This window comes from Pseudomonas sp. B21-012 (assembly GCF_024749305.1).
Lineage (GTDB): Bacteria > Pseudomonadota > Gammaproteobacteria > Pseudomonadales > Pseudomonadaceae > Aquipseudomonas.
In genome coordinates this window covers 5,134,626-5,157,372 of record NZ_CP087197.1, presented here as the reverse complement: position 1 = coordinate 5,157,372, position 22,747 = coordinate 5,134,626, and the positions used below count along the sequence as shown (strand labels likewise).

The 22,747-nt window shown below is 62.8% G+C and carries 19 protein-coding genes and 1 other RNA gene; 6 read left to right on the top strand and 14 right to left on the bottom strand.

Annotation, left to right across the window (positions count from 1 at the left end):
• Positions 1-38: 38 nt before the first annotated feature.
• The 3 genes from LOY37_RS23605 to LOY37_RS23595 all read right to left on the bottom strand — a co-directional run bounded on the left by LOY37_RS23605 (position 39) and on the right by LOY37_RS23595 (position 4,066).
• Positions 39-2,510, bottom strand: a complete 2,472-nt coding sequence (locus tag LOY37_RS23605; RefSeq protein WP_258715844.1) for a TonB-dependent siderophore receptor — start codon at positions 2,508-2,510, stop codon at positions 39-41.
• Positions 2,511-2,616: 106 nt separating this feature from the next.
• Positions 2,617-3,564 carry a FecR domain-containing protein gene (locus LOY37_RS23600; RefSeq protein WP_258594982.1) on the bottom strand — a complete coding sequence of 316 codons (948 nt, stop codon included), beginning with the start codon at positions 3,562-3,564 and terminating at the stop codon, positions 2,617-2,619.
• A 1-nt stretch (position 3,565) separates the two neighbouring features.
• Positions 3,566-4,066, bottom strand: coding sequence for a sigma-70 family RNA polymerase sigma factor (locus LOY37_RS23595; RefSeq protein ID WP_045199783.1), 501 nt, complete (start codon positions 4,064-4,066; stop codon positions 3,566-3,568).
• A 140-nt stretch (positions 4,067-4,206) separates the two neighbouring features.
• Between LOY37_RS23595 and LOY37_RS23590 the strand changes: the two genes are divergently transcribed.
• Positions 4,207-5,217 (top strand): NAD(P)-dependent alcohol dehydrogenase, encoded by a 1,011-nt coding sequence (locus LOY37_RS23590; RefSeq protein ID WP_045199781.1) that lies wholly within the window; start codon positions 4,207-4,209, stop codon positions 5,215-5,217.
• A gap of 9 nt (positions 5,218-5,226) precedes the next feature.
• Here the strand turns inward: LOY37_RS23590 and LOY37_RS23585 are convergent, their stop codons facing one another.
• The gene (locus tag LOY37_RS23585) at positions 5,227-6,111 is read right to left on the bottom strand and encodes a LysR substrate-binding domain-containing protein (RefSeq protein WP_195885075.1); all 885 of its coding nucleotides are present in this window, start codon (positions 6,109-6,111) and stop codon (positions 5,227-5,229) included.
• A 159-nt stretch (positions 6,112-6,270) separates the two neighbouring features.
• Here LOY37_RS23585 and LOY37_RS23580 point away from each other — a divergent pair, with 159 nt between their 5' ends.
• Entirely contained in the window at positions 6,271-9,291 is a 3,021-nt protein-coding gene (locus LOY37_RS23580) for an FAD-binding and (Fe-S)-binding domain-containing protein (RefSeq protein ID WP_258715843.1), read from the top strand.
• Between the two features lie 7 nt (positions 9,292-9,298).
• Here LOY37_RS23580 and LOY37_RS23575 read toward each other — a convergent pair whose 3' ends face one another.
• The 7 genes from LOY37_RS23575 to LOY37_RS23545 all read right to left on the bottom strand — a co-directional run bounded on the left by LOY37_RS23575 (position 9,299) and on the right by LOY37_RS23545 (position 17,353).
• The gene (locus tag LOY37_RS23575; RefSeq protein WP_258715842.1) at positions 9,299-9,709 is read right to left on the bottom strand and encodes a DUF4952 domain-containing protein; all 411 of its coding nucleotides are present in this window, start codon (positions 9,707-9,709) and stop codon (positions 9,299-9,301) included.
• 26 nt (positions 9,710-9,735) lie between these two features.
• Entirely contained in the window at positions 9,736-10,515 is a 780-nt protein-coding gene (locus LOY37_RS23570) for a class I SAM-dependent methyltransferase (RefSeq protein ID WP_045199772.1), read from the bottom strand.
• Between the two features lie 217 nt (positions 10,516-10,732).
• Positions 10,733-11,124: a transfer-messenger RNA gene (gene ssrA / locus LOY37_RS23565) on the bottom strand.
• Positions 11,125-11,228: 104 nt separating this feature from the next.
• A complete protein-coding gene (locus LOY37_RS23560; protein WP_258715841.1) occupies positions 11,229-11,507 on the bottom strand; it encodes a hypothetical protein in 279 nt (92 codons plus the stop codon).
• Positions 11,508-11,581: 74 nt separating this feature from the next.
• The gene (locus LOY37_RS23555; protein ID WP_258715840.1) at positions 11,582-14,392 is read right to left on the bottom strand and encodes an FAD-binding and (Fe-S)-binding domain-containing protein; all 2,811 of its coding nucleotides are present in this window, start codon (positions 14,390-14,392) and stop codon (positions 11,582-11,584) included.
• Between the two features lie 78 nt (positions 14,393-14,470).
• Positions 14,471-15,616 (bottom strand): FMN-dependent L-lactate dehydrogenase LldD, encoded by a 1,146-nt coding sequence (gene lldD, locus LOY37_RS23550; protein ID WP_045199765.1) that lies wholly within the window; start codon positions 15,614-15,616, stop codon positions 14,471-14,473.
• Positions 15,617-15,685: 69 nt separating this feature from the next.
• The gene (locus LOY37_RS23545) at positions 15,686-17,353 is read right to left on the bottom strand and encodes a lactate permease LctP family transporter (protein ID WP_093379286.1); all 1,668 of its coding nucleotides are present in this window, start codon (positions 17,351-17,353) and stop codon (positions 15,686-15,688) included.
• 254 nt (positions 17,354-17,607) lie between these two features.
• Between LOY37_RS23545 and LOY37_RS23540 the strand changes: the two genes are divergently transcribed.
• A complete protein-coding gene (locus tag LOY37_RS23540; protein ID WP_036996926.1) occupies positions 17,608-18,375 on the top strand; it encodes a GntR family transcriptional regulator in 768 nt (255 codons plus the stop codon).
• Positions 18,376-18,443: 68 nt separating this feature from the next.
• Here the strand turns inward: LOY37_RS23540 and smpB are convergent, their stop codons facing one another.
• Positions 18,444-18,926, bottom strand: coding sequence for an SsrA-binding protein SmpB (gene smpB, locus LOY37_RS23535; RefSeq protein ID WP_028944546.1), 483 nt, complete (start codon positions 18,924-18,926; stop codon positions 18,444-18,446).
• 160 nt (positions 18,927-19,086) lie between these two features.
• Between smpB and LOY37_RS23530 the strand changes: the two genes are divergently transcribed.
• Together LOY37_RS23530 and LOY37_RS23525 are read left to right on the top strand one after the other, a co-directional pair.
• Positions 19,087-19,521, top strand: coding sequence for a type II toxin-antitoxin system RatA family toxin (locus tag LOY37_RS23530; protein WP_045199756.1), 435 nt, complete (start codon positions 19,087-19,089; stop codon positions 19,519-19,521).
• Positions 19,514-19,831: an RnfH family protein gene (locus LOY37_RS23525; RefSeq protein WP_258715839.1), complete on the top strand. Its 318-nt coding sequence runs from the start codon at positions 19,514-19,516 to the stop codon at positions 19,829-19,831. The genes LOY37_RS23530 and LOY37_RS23525 overlap by 8 nt, the downstream gene beginning before the upstream one ends.
• Positions 19,832-19,887: 56 nt before the next feature.
• On the opposite strand, the gene LOY37_RS23520 is transcribed toward LOY37_RS23525, so the two are convergent.
• Positions 19,888-20,412 (bottom strand): outer membrane protein assembly factor BamE, encoded by a 525-nt coding sequence (locus tag LOY37_RS23520; RefSeq protein WP_258715838.1) that lies wholly within the window; start codon positions 20,410-20,412, stop codon positions 19,888-19,890.
• Between the two features lie 97 nt (positions 20,413-20,509).
• On the opposite strand from LOY37_RS23520, the gene fur reads away from it, so the two are divergent.
• A complete protein-coding gene (gene fur / locus LOY37_RS23515; protein WP_045199750.1) occupies positions 20,510-20,914 on the top strand; it encodes a ferric iron uptake transcriptional regulator in 405 nt (134 codons plus the stop codon).
• A gap of 89 nt (positions 20,915-21,003) precedes the next feature.
• On the opposite strand, the gene recN is transcribed toward fur, so the two are convergent.
• Positions 21,004-22,677, bottom strand: coding sequence for a DNA repair protein RecN (recN, locus tag LOY37_RS23510; RefSeq protein WP_195885067.1), 1,674 nt, complete (start codon positions 22,675-22,677; stop codon positions 21,004-21,006).
• Positions 22,678-22,747: the final 70 nt, after the last annotated feature.

The following is a 22,747-nucleotide window of genomic DNA, read 5'->3' as shown; positions in this document are numbered from 1 at the left end:
TTCGGTGTGCAGGAGCGGGCTTGCCCCGCGATGGGGCCTCAGAACTCCCAGCGCGTCGTCAGCATCACATTGCGCGGATCACCGTAGTAGGTGGTGTCGAAGTTGCCCAGCCCGGTCAGGTAGCGCTTGTCGAAGACGTTGTTGGCATTGACCGTGAAGCTCAGCTGGTCGTTGTATTGATAACGGGTCATCAGATCGACCAGGGTATAGCCGCCTTGCTTGATAAAGCTGTAATCCTCGATCGAGCGGTTGTAGATCTTGCCGTAAAACGCGCTCTGCCAGTTGATTCCACCCCCCACTGTCACCTTGTCCAGCACCCCCGGCAGGCGGTAGGTGGTGAACAGCCGCACCAGGTGTTCAGGTTTGCTGGTGCTCATCGGGAAGCCATAGATACGCTGCTCGTCGGCATCGCGTGAACGCGCGTAGGTATAGCCGGCCGAGAGGTTCCAGCCTTCCTGCAGCTCACCAGCCACTTCCAGCTCGATGCCCTGGGTGGTGGCGCCACTGGTCGCCTTGTAGATGCCCTCATTGGTCGCAGGGTTGGTGCCGATCGACTCGGCGACGTTGTCCTGCTCGATGCGAAACAGCGCCAGGCTGGCGTTGAGCTTGCCGTCGAAGTAGGCCGCTTTCAGGCCGGTTTCGTAGCTGTCGCCTTCGACCGGGTCGAGGGTGGCACCGTTGCTGTCTTTGTTGCTCTGTGGCTGGTAGATCGAGGTGTAGCTGGCGTACACCGAGTAGGTGTCGTTCAGGTCATAGACCACTCCGGCGTAGGGCGTGACCACGCCGTGTTGCTTGTAGCTGGCCTGGCTGTCGGCAAAGTTCGGGTTCAGGCCGTCGTAGTCGTAATTGTCGCTGTACTTGAAGGTGCTGACCCGGGTGCCGAGGATGACTGAAAAGTCATCGGTCGGGTGCAGGCGGGTGGCGATGTAGGCGCCGTTCTGGCTCTTCTTCTGTTCGTACTTGCCGTTTTTCGGGAAGTCCGGCACGCCGATGTGGCCGTCCCAGTCAAAGATGCTGCCGGGCACCGTGCCAAATTCGCCGGTGTCCCAGGTGGCGCCGGTCTGGCGCGAATGGTTGGTGTCAAGGCCAACGACCAGGTCGTGCTGGCGGCCGAACAGGGTGAACGGGCCGGAGATGTTCAGGTCGGCACTGTTCTGCACCCGGTGGCCTTCCCAGCGGCCCCAGAAAAAGTACATGCCGTCACCATTGCGATCCGGCGCGCCACCGCTGGCCGAGGCCAGGCGGGTGTCGTGATCGCTCTGCAACTGGTTGACGCTGAGCTTGAGCGACCAGTCGTTGGCCAGCGCCTGTTCCAGCGAGGCGAAGTAGGTGCGGTTCTGGAAGTCGCGGCGGCTCCAGTCGGCGCCCGGGTTGAACGAGCGGGAGAAGTCAGTGCGACCGCCGTCGGTGTAGTACACCGGGTTGCCGGTCCAGGAGCTGCCGCGCGGGGTGGTGGTCTGCTGGTCGATACCGACGGTCAGCAGGGTATCCGGGGTGATGTCGGCCTCGAGGATGCCGTAGTACACCTCTTTGTTCTGCTGGTAATGGTCCTGGTAGCCCTTCTTGTCCTGCTGGGCGCTGACGAAACGCCCACGCACGCTACCGCTGCTGTTGATCGGGCCGGAAACATCGACTTCGCCGCGGTAGTTGTCCCAGCTGCCGGCACTGCCGGTGAGCGAGCCCTGGAACTGCGCGGTCGGTTTCTTGCGGATCAGGTTGACCGTGGCCGACGGGTCGCCGGAGCCGGTCATCAGGCCGGTGGCGCCCTTGAGCACCTCCACACGGTCATAGATCGACATGTCGACATGCGCGGTACCTTCGCCGTACACCCCGTCATACACGGTGTTGACGCCGTCGTACTGGTAGTTGGTGATCACCAGGCCGCGGCTGGTGAACTCGGTGCGGTCGCTGTCATAGGTTTGCGCCGAGACGCCGGGGGTATTGCGCAGCACATCAGAAATACTCTGGGCGCCCTGATCGTCCATCTGCTGGCGGGTAACCACGGTGATGGTTTGTGGCGTCTCGCGGATCGACAACGGCAGCTTGGTCGCAGTACGGGTCGCTGCGGTAGTGTAGGAATGCGTACCCTCGGTGGTTTCACCCAGGCCTTGAGCATTGATGCTGGTGGCGCCCAGTTCCATCGCCGCGCCGGTATTGGCGGGCACCAGCACGTAGCCGCCGTTGGACTGACGCTGGGCCTGCAGGCCGGTGCCGCTGAGCAGGCGCGCCAGGCCTTCCTCGACCGAGTAGGTGCCGTGCAGGCCGGCCGACTGCTGGCCTTGAGTCTGGCGGGCATCGAACGACAGGGTGATGTTGGCGCGGGTGGCGAACAGGCTCAGGGTAGTGCCCAGCGGGCCCGGGGCGATCTGGAACTGGGTGCTGGCGCTTTGCGCCATGGCCTGGGCCGGCAGCAGCGCGAGCAGCGGCAACGGTGCCAGGGTCAGGCCGAACAGCGCCAGGTGGACAGCGCGAACCAGCGGGCGAGGGGCGCGCGGACAAGTCGGGGTCATGCAGGATTTCCTTCGATTGGCTGGGCAGAGGGGCGGTCGAAATTTGCCGCTTTAACTGCGTAGCCGAATGAGAATGAAAATCGGCAACCCTTTGTGCGAAATTTCTTCAGACAGCTTCAATGCTGACCCAGTAGCGAGTCATGTAACGCACCCTGACCGGCAACGACACGCCGAGGTTTTCCAGGATCGTGTCGGTGTCGTCGATGCGAAAGGCACCTGACAGGCGCAGGTCAGCGATGCCCTCGGCGCAGCGCAGCACGCCGGGGCGGTAGCGGCGCAGTTCGCTGATGAAATCGGCCAGGCGCCATTCGATCACGGTCAGCATGCCCTGGGTCCAGGCGCCGGTGCCGGGCAGGGCGGTGCTGGCGGCAGCAATCTGCGTGCGGTTGAAGCTGACGCTTTGCCCGGCCTCCAGGCGCAGCATCAGCAGCGGCTGGTCGAGCGGGCGCACCTGTACCGCATGTTCGAGCACGCTGACCCGGCTCAGGCCATTGTCGCTGCGCACGTTGAAGCGCGTGCCGAGGGCGCGCACCCGGCCTTCGGCGGTTTCGACCATGAACGGGCGCGCCGCGCTGTCAGGGGCGGTTTGCACCATGATCTCACCACTGTACAGGCGCAGCAGGCGTTGCTGGCTGTCGTAGCGGATATCCACGGCGCTGTCGGTGTTCAGTTCAAGCTGGCTGCCATCGTCCAGGCGCACCTGGCGGCGCTGGCCCTTGCCGGTGCGCAGCTCGGCCATCCACGCCTGGCCCGGTGTACTTTGTTGTACCGCCCAGCCGGTTGCGCCAACGGCCATGAGCAGCGCCAGGGTCTTGAGCACGGCGCGGCGCCGGGCGCGCACGCCGGCAAGCGTCGGCAGGGCGACATCAGCGGGCAGCCGGCCCAGTTGGCGCTGCAGCTTTTCGACCCGCGCCCAGGCCTGGGCATGGGCCTGGTTCTTGCCCAACCAGTCTTGCCAGGCCTGCAACTGCGCAGCGCTGGGCGGCGCGGCGTTGAGCTGCACGTACCAGGTGGCGGCAGCTTCGAGGGTGCGATAGTCCAGCGGCTGGGCCATGTCAGTCGTCCGTGAGCAGCAGGCAGTGGGTCATGGCGCGGATCAGGTGTTTTTTCACCGTGGTCACCGATATCCCCAGGCGTTCGGCGGTAGCCACATAGCTCAGGCCTTCGAGTTGCACGGCCAGGAAGATAGAGCGCGTGCGCTCGCCCAGGCCATCGAGCATCTGGTCCACCGCCAGCAGGGTTTCGAGGATCAGCAAGCGGCTTTCCGGTGATTCGGCGACCCGCTCCGGGCGCAGCGCCAGTTCGTCCAGATAGGCCTGTTCAAGCGCCTTGCGGCGAAACTTGTCGATCATCAGCGCATGGGCGATGGCGCCCAGGTAGCTGCGCGGCTCGCGAATGGTGTCTGCATTGCGTGCATTCAATACCCGGATAAAGGTGTCCTGGGCAAGGTCGGCGGCATCGGCGGCATTGCCCAGGCGGGTACGCAGCCAGTTTTTCAACCAACCGTTATGTTCGCTGTAGAGCGCGTGCAGGGCAGCATGATCGGGAGCGGGCATGGCGGGGCAATATCGAGTAATTGATAATTAGTCGCATTATTGTGGTTTGCTGGCGCACTATGCAAGCGCTCGTGCTTGACCTGGGGCAGGGTCGGGCGAAGACTGGTCAGCTATTTGCCGAATCGACTCAGGAGGTTTCCATGACCAGCAGGGCCATTATCGTCCAGACCGGCGGTGGTTACGACAAGGTGCAGGTAGGCACCCGCGAGGCAGCCGCCCCGCAAGCCGGCGAAATCAGCGTGCGCCTGCATGCCAACTCGCTCAACTATCACGACTTTGCCGTGGTCAGCGGCATGTGGGGGCCGACTGCGCCGCGTATTCCCATGGCCGATGGCGCTGGCGTGGTGACCGCAGTGGGCACTGGCGTCAACGAGTTCGCTGTCGGTGATTCGGTGGTCAGTACGTTCTTCCCGGACTGGCTGGACGGCCAACCGTTGGTCGAAGGTTTCGCCAGCGTTCCGGGCGACGGCATCGATGGTTACGCCCGCGAACAGGTCACCGCTCGCGCGACGTCCTTTACTCATGCACCCAAGGGCTACAGCCACGCGCAAGCGGCGACCCTGACTACCGCCGGCCTGACTGCCTGGCGTGCGCTGATGGCCGACGACTCGCTCAAGCCGGGTGATACCGTGCTGGTGCAAGGCACCGGTGGCGTGTCGATTTTCGCCCTGCAGTTCGCCAAGCTGGCGGGCGCCACGGTGATCGCCACGTCCTCCAGCGACGACAAGCTCGAACGCCTCAAGGCCCTGGGCGCCGACCACCTGATCAACTACCGCAAAACCCCGGCCTGGGGCGAGAAAGTACGCCAGCTCACCGCCAACCGCGGTGTCGATCACGTGATCGAGGTCGGTGGCCCGGCGACCCTGGAGCAGTCGATGATCGCCGCGCGTATCGGCGGGCATGTGTCGTTGATCGGCATTCTTACCGGCGTGGCGGGCAACCTGCCGCTGGTCCAGGCGCTGGTGCGGCAGATCCGCCTGCAGGGTGTGCTGGTTGGCAGCCGCGCCCAGCAGCAGGCGATGGTCCGCGCCATCGATGCCAATGGCCTGCGCCCGGTGATCGACAAGACCTTCGAGCTGGAACAGATCGTCGAGGCCTTCCGTTACCAGGAAAGCAACCAGCACTTCGGCAAGATCTGCCTGAGCATCTGAGCCAGCGCCTCAGATCTGCCCCAGCAACCAGCCGCGAAATGCCGCCAATGACGGCAGCGACTGGTTGCGCGGCGGGTAGATCAGGTAATAGCTGCGCTGGCTGGCAAACGGCGCGCCGACGCTGACCAGCTCCCCGCTGGCCAGCTCGTCGGCCACCAGGATGCGCGGCACCAGGCCGATACCGATGCCGGCGCGCACCGCCTGGATCAGGTGCGAGGTCAGCTCGAAGCTTGGCCCCAGGCGCATGCTGCGGTGCGCCAGGCCATGATGGGAAAACCACTCGCCCCAGGCGTTGGGGTTGTTGGCCACGTTGAGCAGCAATTGCTCAGGCAGGCGCGGCGGCGACCAGTCGGCCTGGCTGGCGGCAGTCTCCGGCGACAGAATCACCAGCAACTCTTCGGCATGCAGGCGATGACAGACCAGCCCGGGCACATCGGCATTGCCGACGACGATGGCGGCGTCGATGCCGCTGGTTTCGAAATCGATGGCTTCGATGCGCGAATTGATGTGCACCAGCATGCCCGGGTGCAATTTGTAGAATTCATGCAGGCGCGGCAGTAGCCACTTGGAGCCGAAGGTCGGCAGGGTGGCCAGGCGCAGGCTGCCTTCGCCGGACTGATAGGCCATGGCCTGCAAGGTGGCGCTGCGAATGCGCCCAAGGGCTTCGCTCATCTCCCGTTGATACAGCCGGCCGACATCGGTCAGGCGCACCTGGCGGCCTTCGCGGCGGAACAGGGTCAGGCCCAGTTGCTGCTCCAGCGCCTGCACCTGGCGGCTCACCGCGCTTTGGGTCAGCGACAGCTCGGTGGCGGCGCGGGTATAGCTTTCATGCCGGGCGGCGGCTTCGAACGCCAGCAGCAATGACATGGACGGTGTGAGATGGCGGTAATTCATTCGTAAAAGTCATCGATAGCGGCAGAAATATCCAGTTGTCCGCAGCGTCGCGCTCCGGGATCATTGGCATATCAGTGTCTTGAGGCTGACCTAATTATGCTCAGCCAGCAAGTGTTCCGATATTCCCGTGATTAGCCAAATTAAAGAGGCCATCCTTTGATGATCGCCCAGCTGCCGACCAGCGCCCCCGCTGGCGACTATGCCGAGTTTCTCGCCGCCCTGCGCGCCAGCGGTTTCCGTGGCCAGTTCAGCGCCGACTACGCTACCCGCACGGTGCTCGCCACCGACAACTCGATCTACCAGCGCCTGCCGCAAGCGGCGGTGTTCCCGCTGGATGCCGAGGACGTCGCCCGCGTCGCTACGCTGATGGCCGAACCGCGCTTTCGCCAGATCAAGCTCACCCCGCGCGGCGGTGGCACCGGCACCAACGGCCAGTCGCTGACCGACGGCATCGTCGTCGACCTGTCGCGGCACATGAACAACATTCTCGAGATCAACGTCGAGGAGCGTTGGGTGCGGGTGCAGGCCGGGGTGGTCAAGGACCAGCTCAACGCAGCGCTCAAGCCCCACGGGCTGTTCTTCGCCCCGGAACTGTCGACCTCCAACCGTGCCACCGTCGGCGGCATGATCAACACCGATGCCAGCGGCCAGGGCAGTTGCACCTACGGCAAGACCCGCGACCACGTGCTCGAACTGCACAGTGTGCTGCTCGGCGGCGAGCGCCTGCACAGCCTGCCGATTGATGACCAGGCGCTGGAGCAGGCTTGTGCACAAGAAGGCCGCAGCGGTGAGGTGTACCGCATGGCCCGGCAGATTCAGGAAACCCAGGCCGAACTGATCGAGACCATCTTCCCCAAGCTCAACCGCTGCCTGACCGGCTACGACCTCGCGCACCTGCGCGACGAGCAGGGCCGCTTCAACCTCAACAGCGTGCTGTGCGGTGCCGAAGGCTCGTTGGGTTACCTGGTCGAGGCCAAGCTCAATGTGCTGCCGATTCCGAAATACGCCGTGCTGGTCAACGTACGCTACAGCAGCTTCATGGATGCCCTGCGCGATGCCAATGCGCTGATGGCGCACAAGCCACTGTCGATCGAGACGGTGGACTCCAAGGTGCTGATGCTGGCGATGAAGGACATCGTCTGGCACAGCGTTGCCGAGTACTTTCCCGCCGAAGCCGAGCGCCCGACCCTGGGTATCAACCTGGTGGAGTTCTGCGGTGATGATCCGGCCGAAGTGAACGCGCGGGTGCAAGCCTTCGTCGCCCACCTGCAGGCCGATACTGGCGTCGAGCGCCTGGGCCACACCCTGGCTGAAGGCGCCGAAGCGGTGACCCGCGTCTACACCATGCGCAAGCGCTCGGTGGGCCTGCTTGGCAACGTTGAAGGCGAAGTGCGCCCGCAGCCATTCGTGGAAGACACCGCCGTACCGCCCGAGCAACTGGCCGACTACATTGCCGATTTCCGTGCCTTGCTCGACAGCTACGGCCTGGCCTACGGCATGTTCGGCCACGTCGATGCCGGCGTGCTCCACGTGCGCCCGGCGCTGGACATGAAAGATCCGGCCCAGGCGGCGCTGGTCAAGCCGATTTCCGATGCCGTGGCGGCGCTGACCCATCGCTACGGCGGCCTGCTCTGGGGCGAGCACGGCAAGGGCCTGCGTTCGGAATACGTGCCGGATTTCTTCGGCGCCCTGTACCCGGCGCTGCAATCGCTCAAGGGCGCCTTCGACCCCTACAATCAGCTCAACCCCGGCAAGATCTGCACCCCGCCGGACAGCGAACAGGGCCTGATAAAGGTCAACGAAGCGCCGATGCGCGGCGACTTTGACCGGCAGATCGATGAGCGGGTGTGGCAGAGCTTTGGCAGCGCCGTGCACTGCAACGGCAACGGCGCCTGCTACAACTTCGACCCCAACGACGCCATGTGCCCATCGTGGAAAGCCACCCGCGAACGCCAGCATTCGCCCAAGGGCCGTGCCTCGCTGATCCGCGAATGGTTGCGCCTGCAGGGTGCGGCCAGCATCGATGTGCTGGCGGCGGCAAAGAACAAGACCTCCTGGCTCAAGGAGCTGCCCAAGCGCCTGCGCAACAACCAGGCTCGCTCCCGTGGCGAGGCTGACTTTTCCCACGAAGTCTACGAAGCCATGGCCGGCTGCCTGGCGTGCAAATCCTGCGCGGGGCAGTGTCCGATCAAGGTCAACGTGCCGGAGTTTCGTTCACGCTTTCTGGAGCTGTACCACGGCCGCTATCAGCGTCCGCTGCGTGACTACCTGATCGGTTCGCTGGAGTTCAGCATTCCTTACATGGCTTATGCGCCAGGCTTGTACAACGCGGTGATGGGTTCGAAGTGGGTCAGCCGCCTGCTTGAGCGCCATGTCGGCATGCTCGACAGCCCGCTGATCAGCCGCTACAACCTGCAGAACACCTTGACCCGCTGCAACGTGCGTGCAGCCAGCGTGCCGGCGCTGCGCGAACTGACCCCGGCCCAGCGCGAGCGCAGCATCGTACTGGTTCAGGATGCCTTCACCCGCTACTTCGAAACACCGTTGCTGGCGTCGTTCATCGAACTGGCCCATCGGCTGGGTCACAAGGTGTTCCTCGCGCCCTACAGCGCCAACGGCAAACCCTTGCATGTCCAGGGCTTCCTCGCAGCCTTTGGCAAAGCGGCGATTCGCAACGCCACCCAGCTCCAGGCCCTGGCCGATTGCGGCGTGCCGCTGGTCGGCCTCGATCCGGCCATGACTCTTGTGTATCGCCAGGAATACCAGAAGGTCGAAGGCCTGAGCGATTGCCCGAAGGTGCTGCTGCCGCAGGAATGGTTGATCGACGTGCTGCCTGAACAGGCTGCGGGCGCCAGCGAAACCTTCCGCCTGCTGGCCCACTGCACCGAAAAAACCAACGTGCCGGCCAGCACCCGTCAGTGGGAACAGGTATTCGCCCGCCTGGGGCTGAAGCTCGTTACTGAGGCTACCGGCTGCTGCGGCATGTCGGGTACCTATGGCCACGAAGCGCGCAACCAGGACACCTCGCGGACCATCTTCGAGCAATCCTGGGCCGGCAAGCTGGATAAACCGGGGGAAGCATTGGCCACCGGTTATTCCTGCCGCAGCCAGGTCAAGCGCATGGCTGAGCGCCAGTTGCGTCATCCGCTGGAGGTGCTGCTGCAGTACGCCAAGGGCTGATGGCCGCTCAGGGCTCGAGGGTATCGACGCTGACGGTGATGTAGAAGAACTCGATCTGTGCCCACTGCGAGCGCTGGTTGGCCAGCGTCTCTTCGGAGGCCATGAGGACTTGGTAAGTGATGCCGCTGTGTGGGTCGCGGTGGAAGTGGCGCAGCGAGTCCCACATGCAGCAGAAAAACTGCAGGCGGCCCATGCCATAGGTTTGCTGCAGGTGGGCCTCGGCCACCGCTGCGTCGGTGCCCTTGACCTTGTAGGTCGCGATCAAGGGCGCCGTCTGTCCTTCGATGTCCTGATGGCAGCCCTGGTACTGGATGCCCTTGGGGTACGCGCCCAATGTGCCGAGGAAGTCCTCGCACTTAGGTGCGGCCTGCAGCGACCCGCACAGCAGGAGCAGGGTCAGGATAATCAATGGGCGCAATGGTTTCGTCCTTGAAGTACGCCGGATCAGGCAAAGCTGATGTTGGTGCGCTGCTTGCCGTAAACAACCCGGGCGGCGGACATCAGTTGATGCGGGATTTCGACGAACGGGATATCCGAGTTGGTGATGGCGATGTCCACAAGTTGCAGCATCATCGAGTTCTTTTTGACCAGGATGACATCCGACCAGTCAGTGTTGGTCACGGCCACAGGCACGAAGTCGGAACGCTTGAGGAAGCTGCTGAGGGCTTCCAGTACACCCAGGTTCTGCTTGGTGCCTTGCAGGCTATGGCAGCAATCGTTGAGAAGCATGAAGCCATCATCGGCCAGCAGGTCCTGGTAGTACATCATGTCGCGCAGGATGTACTCGTATTGATGGTTGGCATCAATGTAGATCAGGTCGAATTTCTCGATACCGGTTCTTGGCTGGATCTCAGGAATGGCGTCGATCGTCTCGGCGCGAATGAGGGTGACGTTGGGCTTGTCGGCGAATTTGCCCTGGCATTCTTCATACAGGTTGTCCCAGGTGGCCATGTCATAAAGCGAGCCGCCATAGTAGTAATCATAGCTATCTACAGGGTCAACCCAAGGTGGCAGCTGGTCGAACGGGCTGTAGGCTTCGGTGGCCGAGGGGCTCCAGCTGTCGATCAAGACCATCTGTTCAGGGCTGAGGGCGTTATAGAGGTTCAGCGCATTTTGCCCGCGCAGGACGCCAAGCTCGGCGATGACCGGCTTTTTATTGCAGGCGTCAAACACTGCCTTGAGAACGTGGTAGAAGGTCTCGCGGTGGGTCATACAGACTTTCATGCCTGCTCCTGTTCTGTGGTGGTTGCGGCCCCCCGGAGTCGACAAGGATACGAGACGGGGCGGTCCTTCCAGGTGTTTATCGACCGCTGCGCCAATAGGATGAGCACGGTTTTGTCCGCAGCGTGTCGATGGCCGACAGGCGGGTTCAGTCAGGGTTCTGCGGGCAACAAAAAAGGCATCGGCGCAAGCGCCAGATGCCTTTTTCGTTTTGCGTATTTGGTGGAACCGGGGGGATTTGAACCCCCGTCCGCCAGTGATCCGCTGTCGGTACTACATGCTTAGCCGTGTCTATTGAGTTAATCCGCAGCCGCCCGACGGGCAGGGTGCTTTGGACGAGTTGTGTAAGTTTTAGCCGCTTCGTCCACAACGTACTGCACGGCGATCCTGTTCTGTATGACAATCACTTCGGGTTTACAGGCATCCCCTAGTGATTGCTGGAGCCGAAGCTACCAGGAGAGCGGGCTCGGCTGCTTACGCAGCGAGAGCGTAACCCTCGTAGTTTTCGTCATTGGCAACTATAGAAAGTTGCAACAGTGGATTTACGAGTTCTGTTACCAACTCGGCATGCACCTAGAGTTTCACTACCGGCGTCGAATCCTAATCGGCCCCATGTGTTGCGCTCTAGCTGTAAGCGTTTTTCAACGCTCGAGGTCCAGTATACGCCATCGGTCGGGCGACGTCGACTGCTGGTCTGACATCGCCCGGCAGACGGGTTATTGGCCGTTGCTGCCTTTCTCGGTTTTCTCCAGGCGCTCCAGAGTCTTGCTGGTAATAGCAATGCAGTCTTTCGTGTTGTCCGCTGCCTGGGCAGCCTTGGCGTCCTTGACATCCTCCGCCACGGCATTGTCCATACCTTCGGAGGTAGCACCGGCGGTGGCCGTGGCATCTTCAATCTTCTGCAGGTTTAGGGCGCACAGGTCTTCTTCCGCAAACACAGGGGAGGCAAGCAGTGCGGCGGCAATGAACAGTCCGGAAATCGCAGTACGCTTCATGTGAATCTCCTTGGCTGGGAAGGCCTCGGGAAAGGGGGGCCTAATTTGATGGACTGTTCCGCTCTCACAAAGGTTCAGATAGCCCGCGCCCGGGTTACCCGGTCCACCAGGTACACCAGCCCGTGATAATCGATCCCGCCATGGTTCGACAGGCCGATCTCGCAGGTGCGGCTGGTGGAGATGCCTTCGCTGCAGTACTGCACCGCATCCTTGAGGCTGCGCAGCGAATGGGCATTGAGCTGCGGGGTGGTAAAGCCCTTGTCACCGGCAAAACCGCAGCAATGGATGCCTTCGGGAATCACCACCTGCTTGCTGCAACGTCGCGCCAGGTCGATCAGCGCCTGGCTTTCACCCAGGTGCTGGGTGCTGCAGGTCACGTGTACGGCGATCGGTTCGTCCTGGGGGGTGAACTCCAGCTTGTCGACCAGGTGGGTGCGGATGAAGCGCACCGGGTCATACAGGTCCAGGCGCGTTTCGGCGAGATCCTGGACCAGGCGCAAGGTGCACGGGCTGGTATCGCAGTAGATCGGGTCAAGGCCGCCGCGGCTGGCGTGCAGCAGGGCGTTGATCAGCTCCTGGCGCTTGTGCTCGGCCTGCTCGGCATAGCCCTTGGAAGCAAACGGCTGGCCACAGCACAGGTTGTCCTGGTTGTCCGGGAATACCACTTGATAGCCGGCCTTCTCCAGCAGGGCGCGGGTCTTGTCCAGCAACGAGGTTTGCTCGCGATCCGCCGCCGCCGGACCCATCACCCTTGAAACACAGGCGGCCAGGTAGACGACTCGGGGCCGCGCATCGTTGCTGGCCGGGCTGAGCTGCAGCGCTTTTAGCGGTTGTGGCATGGCCGGCGTCCACTGTGGTACTCGGCCGTGGCTGAGCTTACTGAGGCTGGCGCTCAGGCGACTCAGGCGCGGCGCGCCAAGCAGGCGACGGGCGCCGTTGGCGGCTTGCAAGGTAAGGCGCGCGCCACTGAGGGCGGTATGGAAATTGTCAGCCAGCCAGTCGGCAGTCTTCACGTGTCCGGCGGCCTGGCCGCGCAGCTTTTTCACCAGCTCACCGGTATTGATACCCACCGGGCAGCGTTGGGCGCACAGGCCGGTGGCGGCGCAGGTGTCGATGCCCTGGTACTGGTAGTTGCGTTCCAGCTCGCGGGTATCGCTGCCAGCGCGTTTTTTCGCCTGGATATCGCGCCACATGACGATGCGCTGGCGCGGGCTCAGGGTCAGCCCCTTGGACGGGCAGACCGGCTCGCAGAAGCCGCATTCGATGCACTTGTCGACGATCTCGTCAGCCGCCGGTAGCGGCTTGAGGTTCTTCAGGTGAATCTGCGGGTCTTCGCTGAGCACTACATCCGGGTTGAGAATGCCATTGGGGTCGAGCAGGCGCTTGAGCTGCCACATCAACTGGTAGGCATCGCTGCCCCATTCCAGCTCGACAAAGGGCGCCATGTTGCGCCCGGTGCCGTGTTCGGCCTTGAGCGAACCACCGAATTCGACCGCCACCAGTTGCGCCACGTCGTCCATGAAGGCCTGGTAACGCGCAACCTCTTCGGCGCTGTTGAAGCCCTGGGTGAAGACGAAGTGCAGGTTGCCTTCCAGGGCATGGCCGAACAGGATCGCCTCGTCATAGTGATGTTTGTCGAACAGCGCAATCAGGCGATTGACGCCGATGGCCAGTTGCTCGACCGGGAAGGTCACGTCTTCGATGATCACCGTGGTGCCGGTCTTGCGCACCGCGCCAACGGCCGGGAAGGTGTCCTTGCGGATGGCCCAGAGCTTGGCGTTCTCCTTGGCGTCTTCGGTAAAGTTGACCTGCTTTTCCACCGGGAAGCTGGCCAGCGAGGCCATGATCTGCGCCAGTTGCTCGTGCAGCAGCGCCTGGGTTGCTGCGCGGGATTCGATCAAAAGTGCGCAGGCGCCATCGGACAGTTGCTGGACGAAGGCCGGCATCCCGGGCTTGTCCTGCACCGAGCGCAGGCTGCGTCGGTCGAGCAGTTCCACCGCCGATACCGGTTGGCTTTTGAGTACGGTAACGGCGTTGCAGCAGGTTTCTACATCCGGGAAGACGATCAGTGCCGAGGCTTTGTTCGGGTGATCGATCACCGTGTCGTAGGTCACGGCACTGATAAAGCCCAGGGTGCCCTCGGAGCCGACCAGCAGGTGGCTGAGGATATCCAGCGGCTGGTCATAGTCGATCAGGGCATTGAGCGACAGGCCGGTGGTGTTCTTCAGGCGGTACTTGTGGCGAATTCTGGCGGCAAGCTCAGTGTTGGCGCGGGTGTCCCGGGCCAGGCGCGCGAGCTCATCGAGCAGGTCGGCGTGGCTCTGTTCGAAGGCGGCGACGCTGGCCGGGTCTTCGCTGTCCAGGCGCGTGCCGTCGGCCAGCACCAGGCGCATGCCGGCCAGGGTGTGATAGGTGTTCTGCGCGGTGCCGCAGCACATGCCGCTGGCATTGTTGGCGACGATACCGCCAATCTTGCAGGCGTTGATCGAGGCAGGGTCCGGGCCGATCTTGCGCCCGAACGGGGCTAGCCAGGCATTGGCCTGGGCGCCGATCACGCCCGGTTGCAGACGGATCTGCTGGCCCTGGTGACGAATCTCGCGGCCGTTCCAGTTATCGCCGAGCACGATCAGCAGCGAATCGCTGATGGCCTGGCCGGACAGGCTGGTGCCGGCGGCGCGGAAGGTGACCGGCACGCGCTCGCGCTGGGCCAGCTTGAGCAGGGCGACCACTTCATCTTCGGATTCGACCCGTATCACCAGCTTGGGAATCAGCCGGTAGAAGCTGGCATCGGTGCCGAAAGCCAGGGTCGACAGCGGATCGTCGAAACGGCGCTCGGCCGGTATCAGGCGTGCTACCGAGTCGAGAAACGCGGCGGGCAGACTCATGCAATCTCCTCGCGGGGCCGTGGCGTCTGGTGCGCCGCGTGCCCCGGTCAATCAGGCGGTGATTCGAAGGCGCGGCTATCAGGCACCCAGTTCGCGGACCAGCGAGTCGCGGGTGATTTCGCTGATCGATTTGGCGCCTGTCAGCACCATGGCCACGCGCATTTCTTTTTCGAACAGCTCCAGCAGGTTCTTCACCCCGGCTTCACCGGCGGTGGCCAAGGCGTAGAGGAATGCACGGCCGATCAACACGGTGTCGGCACCCAGGGCGATCATGCGCACCACGTCCAGGCCGCTGCGGATGCCGGAGTCGGCGAGAATCTTCAGATCGCCTTTGACCGCGTCGGCAATCGCCGGCAGGGCGCGGGCACTCGACAGCACGCCATCGAGCTGGCGGCCGCCGTGGTTGGAGACGACGATGCCGTCGGCGCCGAACTTCACGGCGTCCTTGGCATCTTGAGGGTCGAGGATGCCCTTGATCACCATCGGGCCTTCCCAGAATTCGCGGATCCACTCAAGGTCTTTCCAGGAAATCGACGGGTCGAAATTGGCGCCCAGCCAGCCGATGTAATCGGCCAGCCCCGTGGGGCTGCCGCGGTAGGCGGAGATGTTGCCCAGGTCATGGGGTTTGCCCAGCAGGCCGACATCCACGGCCCACTGCGGGTGGGTCATGGCCTGCCAGACGCGGCGCAGCGGCGCGTTCGGGCCGCTCATGCCGGAGTGCGCATCGCGGTAGCGGGCGCCGGGCACCGGCATGTCCACGGTGAACACCAGGGTGGTAACGCCAGCGGCCTTGGCGCGCTCCAGGGCGTTGCGCATGAAGCCGCGATCCTTGAGCACATAGAGCTGGAACCACATCGGCCGGTCAATGGCCGGCGCCACTTCTTCGATCGGGCACACCGACACCGTCGACAGGGTGAACGGAATGCCTTTGGCCGCTGCCGCCCGCGCCGCCTGGACTTCGCCGCGGCGTGCGTACATGCCGGTCAGGCCGACCGGGGCCAGGGCCACCGGCATGCTCAGGGTTTCGTTGAACAGCTGGGTCTCGAGGCTCAGCTCGGACATGTTCTTCAATACGCGCTGGCGCAGGGCGATGCCGGCCAGGTCTTCGACGTTGTGGCGCAGCGTGTGCTCGGCGTAGGCACCGCCGTCGGCGTAGTGGAACAGGAATGGCGGCAGCTTGCGTTGGGCTGCTGCGCGGTAATCGGTAGCGGCAGAAATGATCATGGGGTCTCGCAGCGTTGGGTGAAGGGGAGCTGCCGGGCGCACCACAACGCGCGCCCGGCCCCTGACACTTTAGTGAACCAGCATGCCGGTCAGCCAATAAGCCTGGATCAAGGTGATCAGGCCAACGATAGTGGCGAAGAACAAGCTGTGCTTGAGGGTGAAGCGGAACAGGTCCGACTCTTTGCCGACCAGGCCGGTAGCGGCGCAGGCCACGGCGATCGACTGCGGCGAAATCATTTTGCCGGTCACGCCGCCGCTGGTATTGGCGGCCACCAGCAGGGTGTCGTTGACCCCGATCTGGTGCGCGGTGGTGGCCTGCAGCGAGCTGAACAGGGCGTTCGACGAAGTATCGGAACCGGTCAGGAACACGCCCAGCCAGCCGAGGAACGGCGAGAAGAACGGGAACGCCGCGCCAGTGCCGGCCAATACCAGGGCCATGGTCGACGACATGCCCGAGTAGTTGGTGACGAAGGCAAAGGCCAGGACCATGCCGATCGACAGGATCGGCCAGCGCAGTTCGAAGAAGGTCTCTTTCAAAGTGGTCAGACCAGTTTTGAAATTGATCTTCAGCACCAGCATCGAGATCAGCGCCGAGAAGAAAATCGCGGTACCGGTGGCAGAAATCGGGTCGAGCTTGAACACCGCCGGGATCGCCGTCGGGGTGGCGACGATCGGTGCGGTCTTGATCACCAGTTGGTCAAGGTGCGGGATGGCGAAGTTGAATACCCAGCTGTACATCGAACCACCGGCGGCGAAAGCGGCCTTGAACGGCTTGAGGGTCCAGATGGTGACCAGCACGGTGAGGATCAGGAACGGCGACCAGGCCTTGAAGATCTCGCCGAAGCTGTACGGCGAAGGCTGGCTGCCACCGCTCTGTACCACAGCGGCGCCAACGCTGCCGGGGGCGGCGGCGAACGAACGCTTGGGCTGCCAGACCTTGAGGAACAGGGTCAGGGAAATCAGGCTGGCCAGGGCCGAGGTGATGTCCGGCAGTTCCGGGCCAATGAAGTTCGAGGTGAAGTACTGGGTCACGGCAAAGCTCAGGCCGGCCACCAGGGCGGCTGGCCAGGTCTCTTTGACGCCGCGCAGGCCGTCCATCATGAACACCAGCCAGAACGGTACGAACAGCGACAGCAAGGGCAGCTGGCGGCCGGTCATGGCGCCGATCTTGAACGCATCGATACCGGTCACCTGGCCGGCGACGATGATCGGGATGCCCAGGGCGCCGAAGGCCACAGGCGCGGTGTTGGCGATCAGGCACAGGCCGGCGGCGTACAGCGGGTTGAAGCCCAGGCCCACGAGCAGGGCGGCGGTGATCGCCACCGGGGCGCCGAAGCCTGCCGCACCTTCAAGGAAAGCGCCAAAGCAGAAACCGATCAACAGCACCTGCAGGCGCTGGTCGTCGGTAATCGACAGCACCGAGCTGCGGATCACTTCGAATTGGCCGCTCTTGACCGTCAGCTTGTACAGGAACACTGCGGCGACAATGATCCAGGCAATCGGCCACAGGCCATAGGCAAAGCCGTATCCGGCGGCGGCAAGGGCCATGTCGGCAGGCATCTGGAAAGCAAAGATCGCCACCAGGATCGACAGGCCCAGCGTGATGCTGCCAGCCACGTGACCCTTGAGGCGGAACACCGCCAGCGCGAGGAAAAAGAACACGATCGGGATGACTGCCGCGAGCGCGGACAGGCCAAGACTACCAAGCGGACTGTAAAGCTGTTGCCAGGTTTGCATATGGGGTGGCCCCTAATTGTTGTTGGTCAGGCACTGGCATTGGATAATTGGTAAGACCAATTTACAATGTCGAGGCGCTAGGTTAAAAGCCTCGAAGTGGCTGTGTCAATTTGTCCCAGGAAACTTTTCTTGGGATGGTTGAAGGGGAGCGGGCCTGAACGGCAGGGAAATTTGCCAACTGATTAGTGTCGGCGGGTCGCGGATGCGCCAGAATAGACAGCCCCGAACGCACTCGGGATTGTGGAGAGCATGTGATGGTTTTTGATCAGGTCCGCCAACGCCGTTTGTCCGACGATATCGTCGAACGGCTGGAAGGGATGATTCTCGAAGGCACCTTGACGGCCGGTCAGCGCCTGCCTGCCGAGCGGGCGCTGGCCGAGCAGTTCGGCGTGTCACGACCGTCGTTGCGCGAAGCGATCCAGAAGCTGGTGGCCAAGGGCTTGTTGGTCAGCCGCCAGGGCGGTGGTAACTATGTGGCCGAATCGCTCGGCTCGACCTTCAGTGACCCGTTGCTGCAGTTGCTCGAAAGCAACCCTGAAGCGCAGCGCGATTTGCTGGAATTCCGGCATACCCTGGAGGCATCCTGTGCCTATTATGCGGCGATCCGCGCCACCGAGCCTGATCGCCAGCGGCTCAAGGCGGCGTTCGATACCCTGCAGGACTGCTACGCCCGTGCCGATGAAGTGGACCGGGCCGAGGAGGGCGCGGCCGATGCGCGTTTTCATCTGGCAATCGCCGAAGCCAGTCATAACGCGGTGTTGTTGCACACCATTCGCGGCCTGTTCGACTTGCTCAAGCGCAACGTGGTGACCAACATCGGCGGCATGTACAAACAGCGCAGCGAAACCCGCGACATGCTCATCAGCCAGCACCGCGAGCTGTACCTGGCGATTGTCGAAGGGCGTGCCGAAGATGCACGCGAAGTCTCCAGCCGGCACATCACCTATGTGCAGGAAGTGCTCGATGAAGTGCGCCAGGAGGTTCAGCGGGTGGCGCGGGCGGAGCGGCGCAGCGGGCGCTAGCAATCGTGGGGCAAACTCGCCCCTGTAGGAGCGGGCTTGCCCCGCGATGAGGGCGCTTCAGGCTGGAATCAGTCTTCCTTGCCCTTGTTGCGTACCGCGCGCTGCAACTCGCGGTCGGAATCGCGCTCGCGCTGGGTATCGCGCTTGTCGTATTCCTTCTTGCCCTTGCCCAGTGCGATTTCGCACTTGATCAAGTGCTTGCTCCAATAGATCGACAAGGCCACGCAGGTGTAGCCCTTCTGCTGGACAGCCGCATGCAGGCGTTCCAGCTCTCGACGGTTGAGCAGCAGTTTGCGGGTACGTGTCGGGTCGGCGATGACGTGAGTACTGGCGGCTGTCAGCGGCGTGATGTGGCTGCCCATCAGCCAGGCCTCGCCATCCTTGAGCACCACGTAACTGTCGGTCAGGTGCGCCTTGCCGGCACGCAGACTTTTTACTTCCCAACCGGACAGGACCAATCCGGCCTCGAACTTGTGCTCGATGAAGTAATCGTGACGCGCCTTTTTATTCTGCGCGATAGTCCCTGTCGGATGTTTCTTTTGTTTAGCCATAGGGGCGGCATTATAGGCAGTCGCCGCGCTGTCGGCTATGGGTAGCGGTGCGCTTGAGCCATTGCCGTGAATCCCGGACAATGCGCGCACTTGATGCGCTCAATGGCGCCCATCGGCATTCGGGTTGCGTTTGCCGCTCAGCTTTGGAATCGACCCCTGGATGACTACCCATATTCAACGTTCGGCCCTGCTGCCATATCCCGCCCAGGCCCTGTACGACCTGGTCAATGATGTCGCGCGCTACCCGGAGTTCCTGCCCTGGTGTTCGTCCAGCACCGTGATCGAAGAAAGCGACACGCACATGCGCGCACGCCTTGAGGTAGCCAAGGGCGGGATGAGCCAGCAGTTTGTAACCAGCAATGTGCTGGTGCCGGGCCAGTCCATCGAAATGAACCTTGAAGAAGGGCCATTTTCCCAGCTGCATGGTGTCTGGGTGTTCAAGCCGTTGGGCGAGAAAGCCTGCAAGATCAGCCTCGACCTGTCGTTCGATTACGCCGGGCCATTGGTGCGTGCCACCTTGGGGCCGTTGTTCAACCAGGCCGCCAACACGCTTGTCGATGCTTTCTGCCAGCGTGCCAAGCAGCTCCATGTCTGAAGCCTTGCTGACCGTCGAGGTGGTGTATGCCGTGGCTGAGCGGCAGGTGCTGCTCAGTGTTGAGGTGCCGGCGGGTGCGACTATCAATGAAGCAGTAAAACTGTCGGGGATCGCCGCGCATTTTCCCGAGGCCGATTTTCAGGCCTGCCCGGTCGGGGTCTTTGGCCGGGTGATCGCCAATCCTGAAGCGCACAAGGTTGAGGCGGGTGATCGCATCGAGCTTTATCGGCCTTTGCTGGCGGACCCGAAAGAGGTGCGCAAGCAGCGCGCGGCCAAGGTTGCAAGGGTCTTCAAGAAAGCCAAGCGCTGAATTTCAGGCAATAAAAAGCCCGGACGGGTCCGGGCTTTTTTGTACGCGCTGCAGGCTTACTGCGGCGAGGTATCCAGCGGCTCTGGCACCGGCACCGGGATGACCTCAATGGTATCGACGTCTCTCTGGATGGTGTCTTCTAGCGAGCCTGGCTTGGCAGGTTTTTCCTGCACAGCGGGTTCGGTGCTGCCGGTCGGGCTGACAGTCGTATCGCCGCTGCCACCGAGGATTTCCTGGTCGCGGCTGACACCCGGCATGAAGTCGCCGGACAGGCTGCTGAGCTGATCGTTCTCGTTGAAGAAGATGCTCATGCGTTCCTGTTGGCGCTCACCGCCGCCAGGCTGCAGGCTGTACAGGTAATCCCAGCGATTGGTGTGGAACGTATCCTGGATCAGCGGGTTGCCCATGATAAACCGTACTTGCCGACGGGTCATTCCGGGGCGCAATTGGTCTATCATGTCTTGCGTGACGACATTGCCCTGCTGGATGTCGATTTTGTAAACCCCGGGGAACGAGCAACCGGCGAGTGCGAGCAGTCCCACGAAGGTGAGGCTGGTTAGCAAGAGCTTGGTGTTTTGCATCGGTGGGCGACTTCCACTATCTTGGCTGGACAACGTAAACCCCGATCATACCCGTATTCAGAGAAGCTGCGAAGCAGCATCGGCGAGAAAGCTGACCATGGTTGAAAATAGCGAACTGCGCAAAGCCGGTCTCAAGGTGACACTGCCTCGAGTGAAAATTCTACAGATGCTCGACTCTACCGAGCAGCGTCACATGAGTGCTGAGGATGTCTACAAAGCGCTGATGGAGGCAGGCGAGGACGTCGGTCTGGCCACGGTTTACCGTGTTCTGACCCAGTTCGAAGCCGCAGGCCTGGTCGTGCGCCACAACTTCGATGGCGGCCACGCCGTGTTCGAGCTGGCTGACGGTGGTCATCACGATCACATGGTCAACGTCGATTCCGGCGAAGTCATCGAGTTCTTCGACAGTGAAATCGAGAAGCGCCAGAAGCAAATCGTGGAAGAGCACGGTTTCGAGCTGGTGGACCACAATCTGGTCCTGTACGTACGCAAGAAAAAGTAAGCAATTATTACATTGCTGCATATGTACTGAAGGCGACCCTGGGGTCGCCTTCGTGCTTTCTGGCTGGCAGCTTTTTATAGCTGCGCGCTTCAGGCCTTGCTGGTGACCACCATCTTGCGGGCGTGGGCCAGGGACTCTTTGGTCAGGTCGATGCCGCCGAGCATGCGTGCAACCTCTTCAACGCGCTCGCGCTTGCCCAGGTTGGCCACTGCGGTGTGGGTGGCATCGCTGTCGCGCACCTTGTGCACGAACAGATGGTGATGGCCCTGGGCTGCTACTTGCGGCAAGTGAGTGACGGTCAGCACCTGGCCGCGTTCACCCAGGCGGCGCAGCAGCTGGCCGACGATCTCTGCCGTTGGCCCGCCGATGCCCACGTCGACTTCGTCGAACACCAGGGTCGGGATGCGCGAGGTCTGCGCAGTAATCACCTGGATTGCCAGGCTGATCCGCGACAGCTCGCCACCGGAAGCCACCTTGGCCAGGGCCTTGAGCGGCTGCCCGGGGTTGGCGCTGACCAGTAGCTCGACCTGCTCCAGGCCCTGGGGTTGCAGTTCGTCGCTGCTGTTGGGCCGCAGCTCGATGCTGAAACGTCCGCCCGGCATGCCCAGGCGCTGGATTTCCTGCTCCACTGCACTGGCCAGCTGGCTGGCGGCTTGCTGGCGCAGGGCGCTCAGTTCGCCGGCCTTGTCCTGGTAGTGGCGGGCATAGGCGGCCAGTTCTTCACCCAGGCGCTCGATCGATTCGTCGTTGGCGTTGAGGTTCTCCAGCTCTTCCATCAGGCGCTGCTGCAGGCCAGCCAGCTCGGTCGGGTGCACCCGGTGTTTGCGGGCGAGGGTATAGATGGTGTCGAGGCGCTCTTCGAGCTGTTGCAGGCGCGCCGGGTCGGCGTCGAAGTTGTCGAGGAAGCGGTTCAGCTCGCCAACTGCTTCTTCTACCTGGATCTGCGCACTGGCGATCATGCTGGCTGCCTCGCCCAGGGCCTTGGGCGCGTTGTGCACGGCGGTCAGGCGGTTGAGGCTGGCGGTCAGGGCATTTAGCACGTTGCCCGAGTCGTTCTCGCTGCAGTGGTCGATGACCTGGCGGCAGATCCCGAACAGTGCTTCGGCGTTGGTCAGGTTCTTGTGTTCCTGCTCCAGCAGTTCCAGCTCGTTCTCGCCCAGGCCAAGGTTGTCGAGTTCTTCGAGCTGATAGCTGAGCAATTGGTGCTGCGCGCGCTGCTCATCGCCGGAATTGGACAGCCGCTCCAGCTCCTGGCGGGTCTGGCGCCAGCGCTGGGCGGCAAGCTGGACCTGGCGGGCGAGGTCGGTGGCGCCGGCGTATTCATCGAGCAGGCGCCGATGCGTGTCGGTTTTCAGCAGTGACTGGTGTTCGTGCTGGCTGTGGATGTCGATCAGCAGCTCGCCCAGGGCCTTGAGGTCGCCGAGCGGGCAGGGCGTGCCGTTGATATAGCCACGGCTACGGCCTTCGGCGGTGATCACCCGGCGCAGGATGCAAGGGCCGTCGCTGTCGAGGTCGCGTTCGGCGAGCCAGCTGCGCGCCTCGGGGATGTCGACCAGGTCGAAGGTGGCAAGGATGTCGGCCTTGTCGGCCCCTGGGCGCACCACGCCACTGTCGGCGCGATCGCCCAGGGTCAGGCCCAGGGCGTCGAGCATGATCGATTTGCCGGCCCCGGTTTCACCGGTGATGACGCTCATCCCGCGGGCGAGCTCGAGGTCCAGGTGTTCGACGATGGCGTAGTTGTGTACGGACAGGTGCACCAGCATTGGGGCGGCTCCCAGGCGTTAGGTCTGGTTATTTATACAGTGTTTTTAAATCCACTGACAATGCTGATGT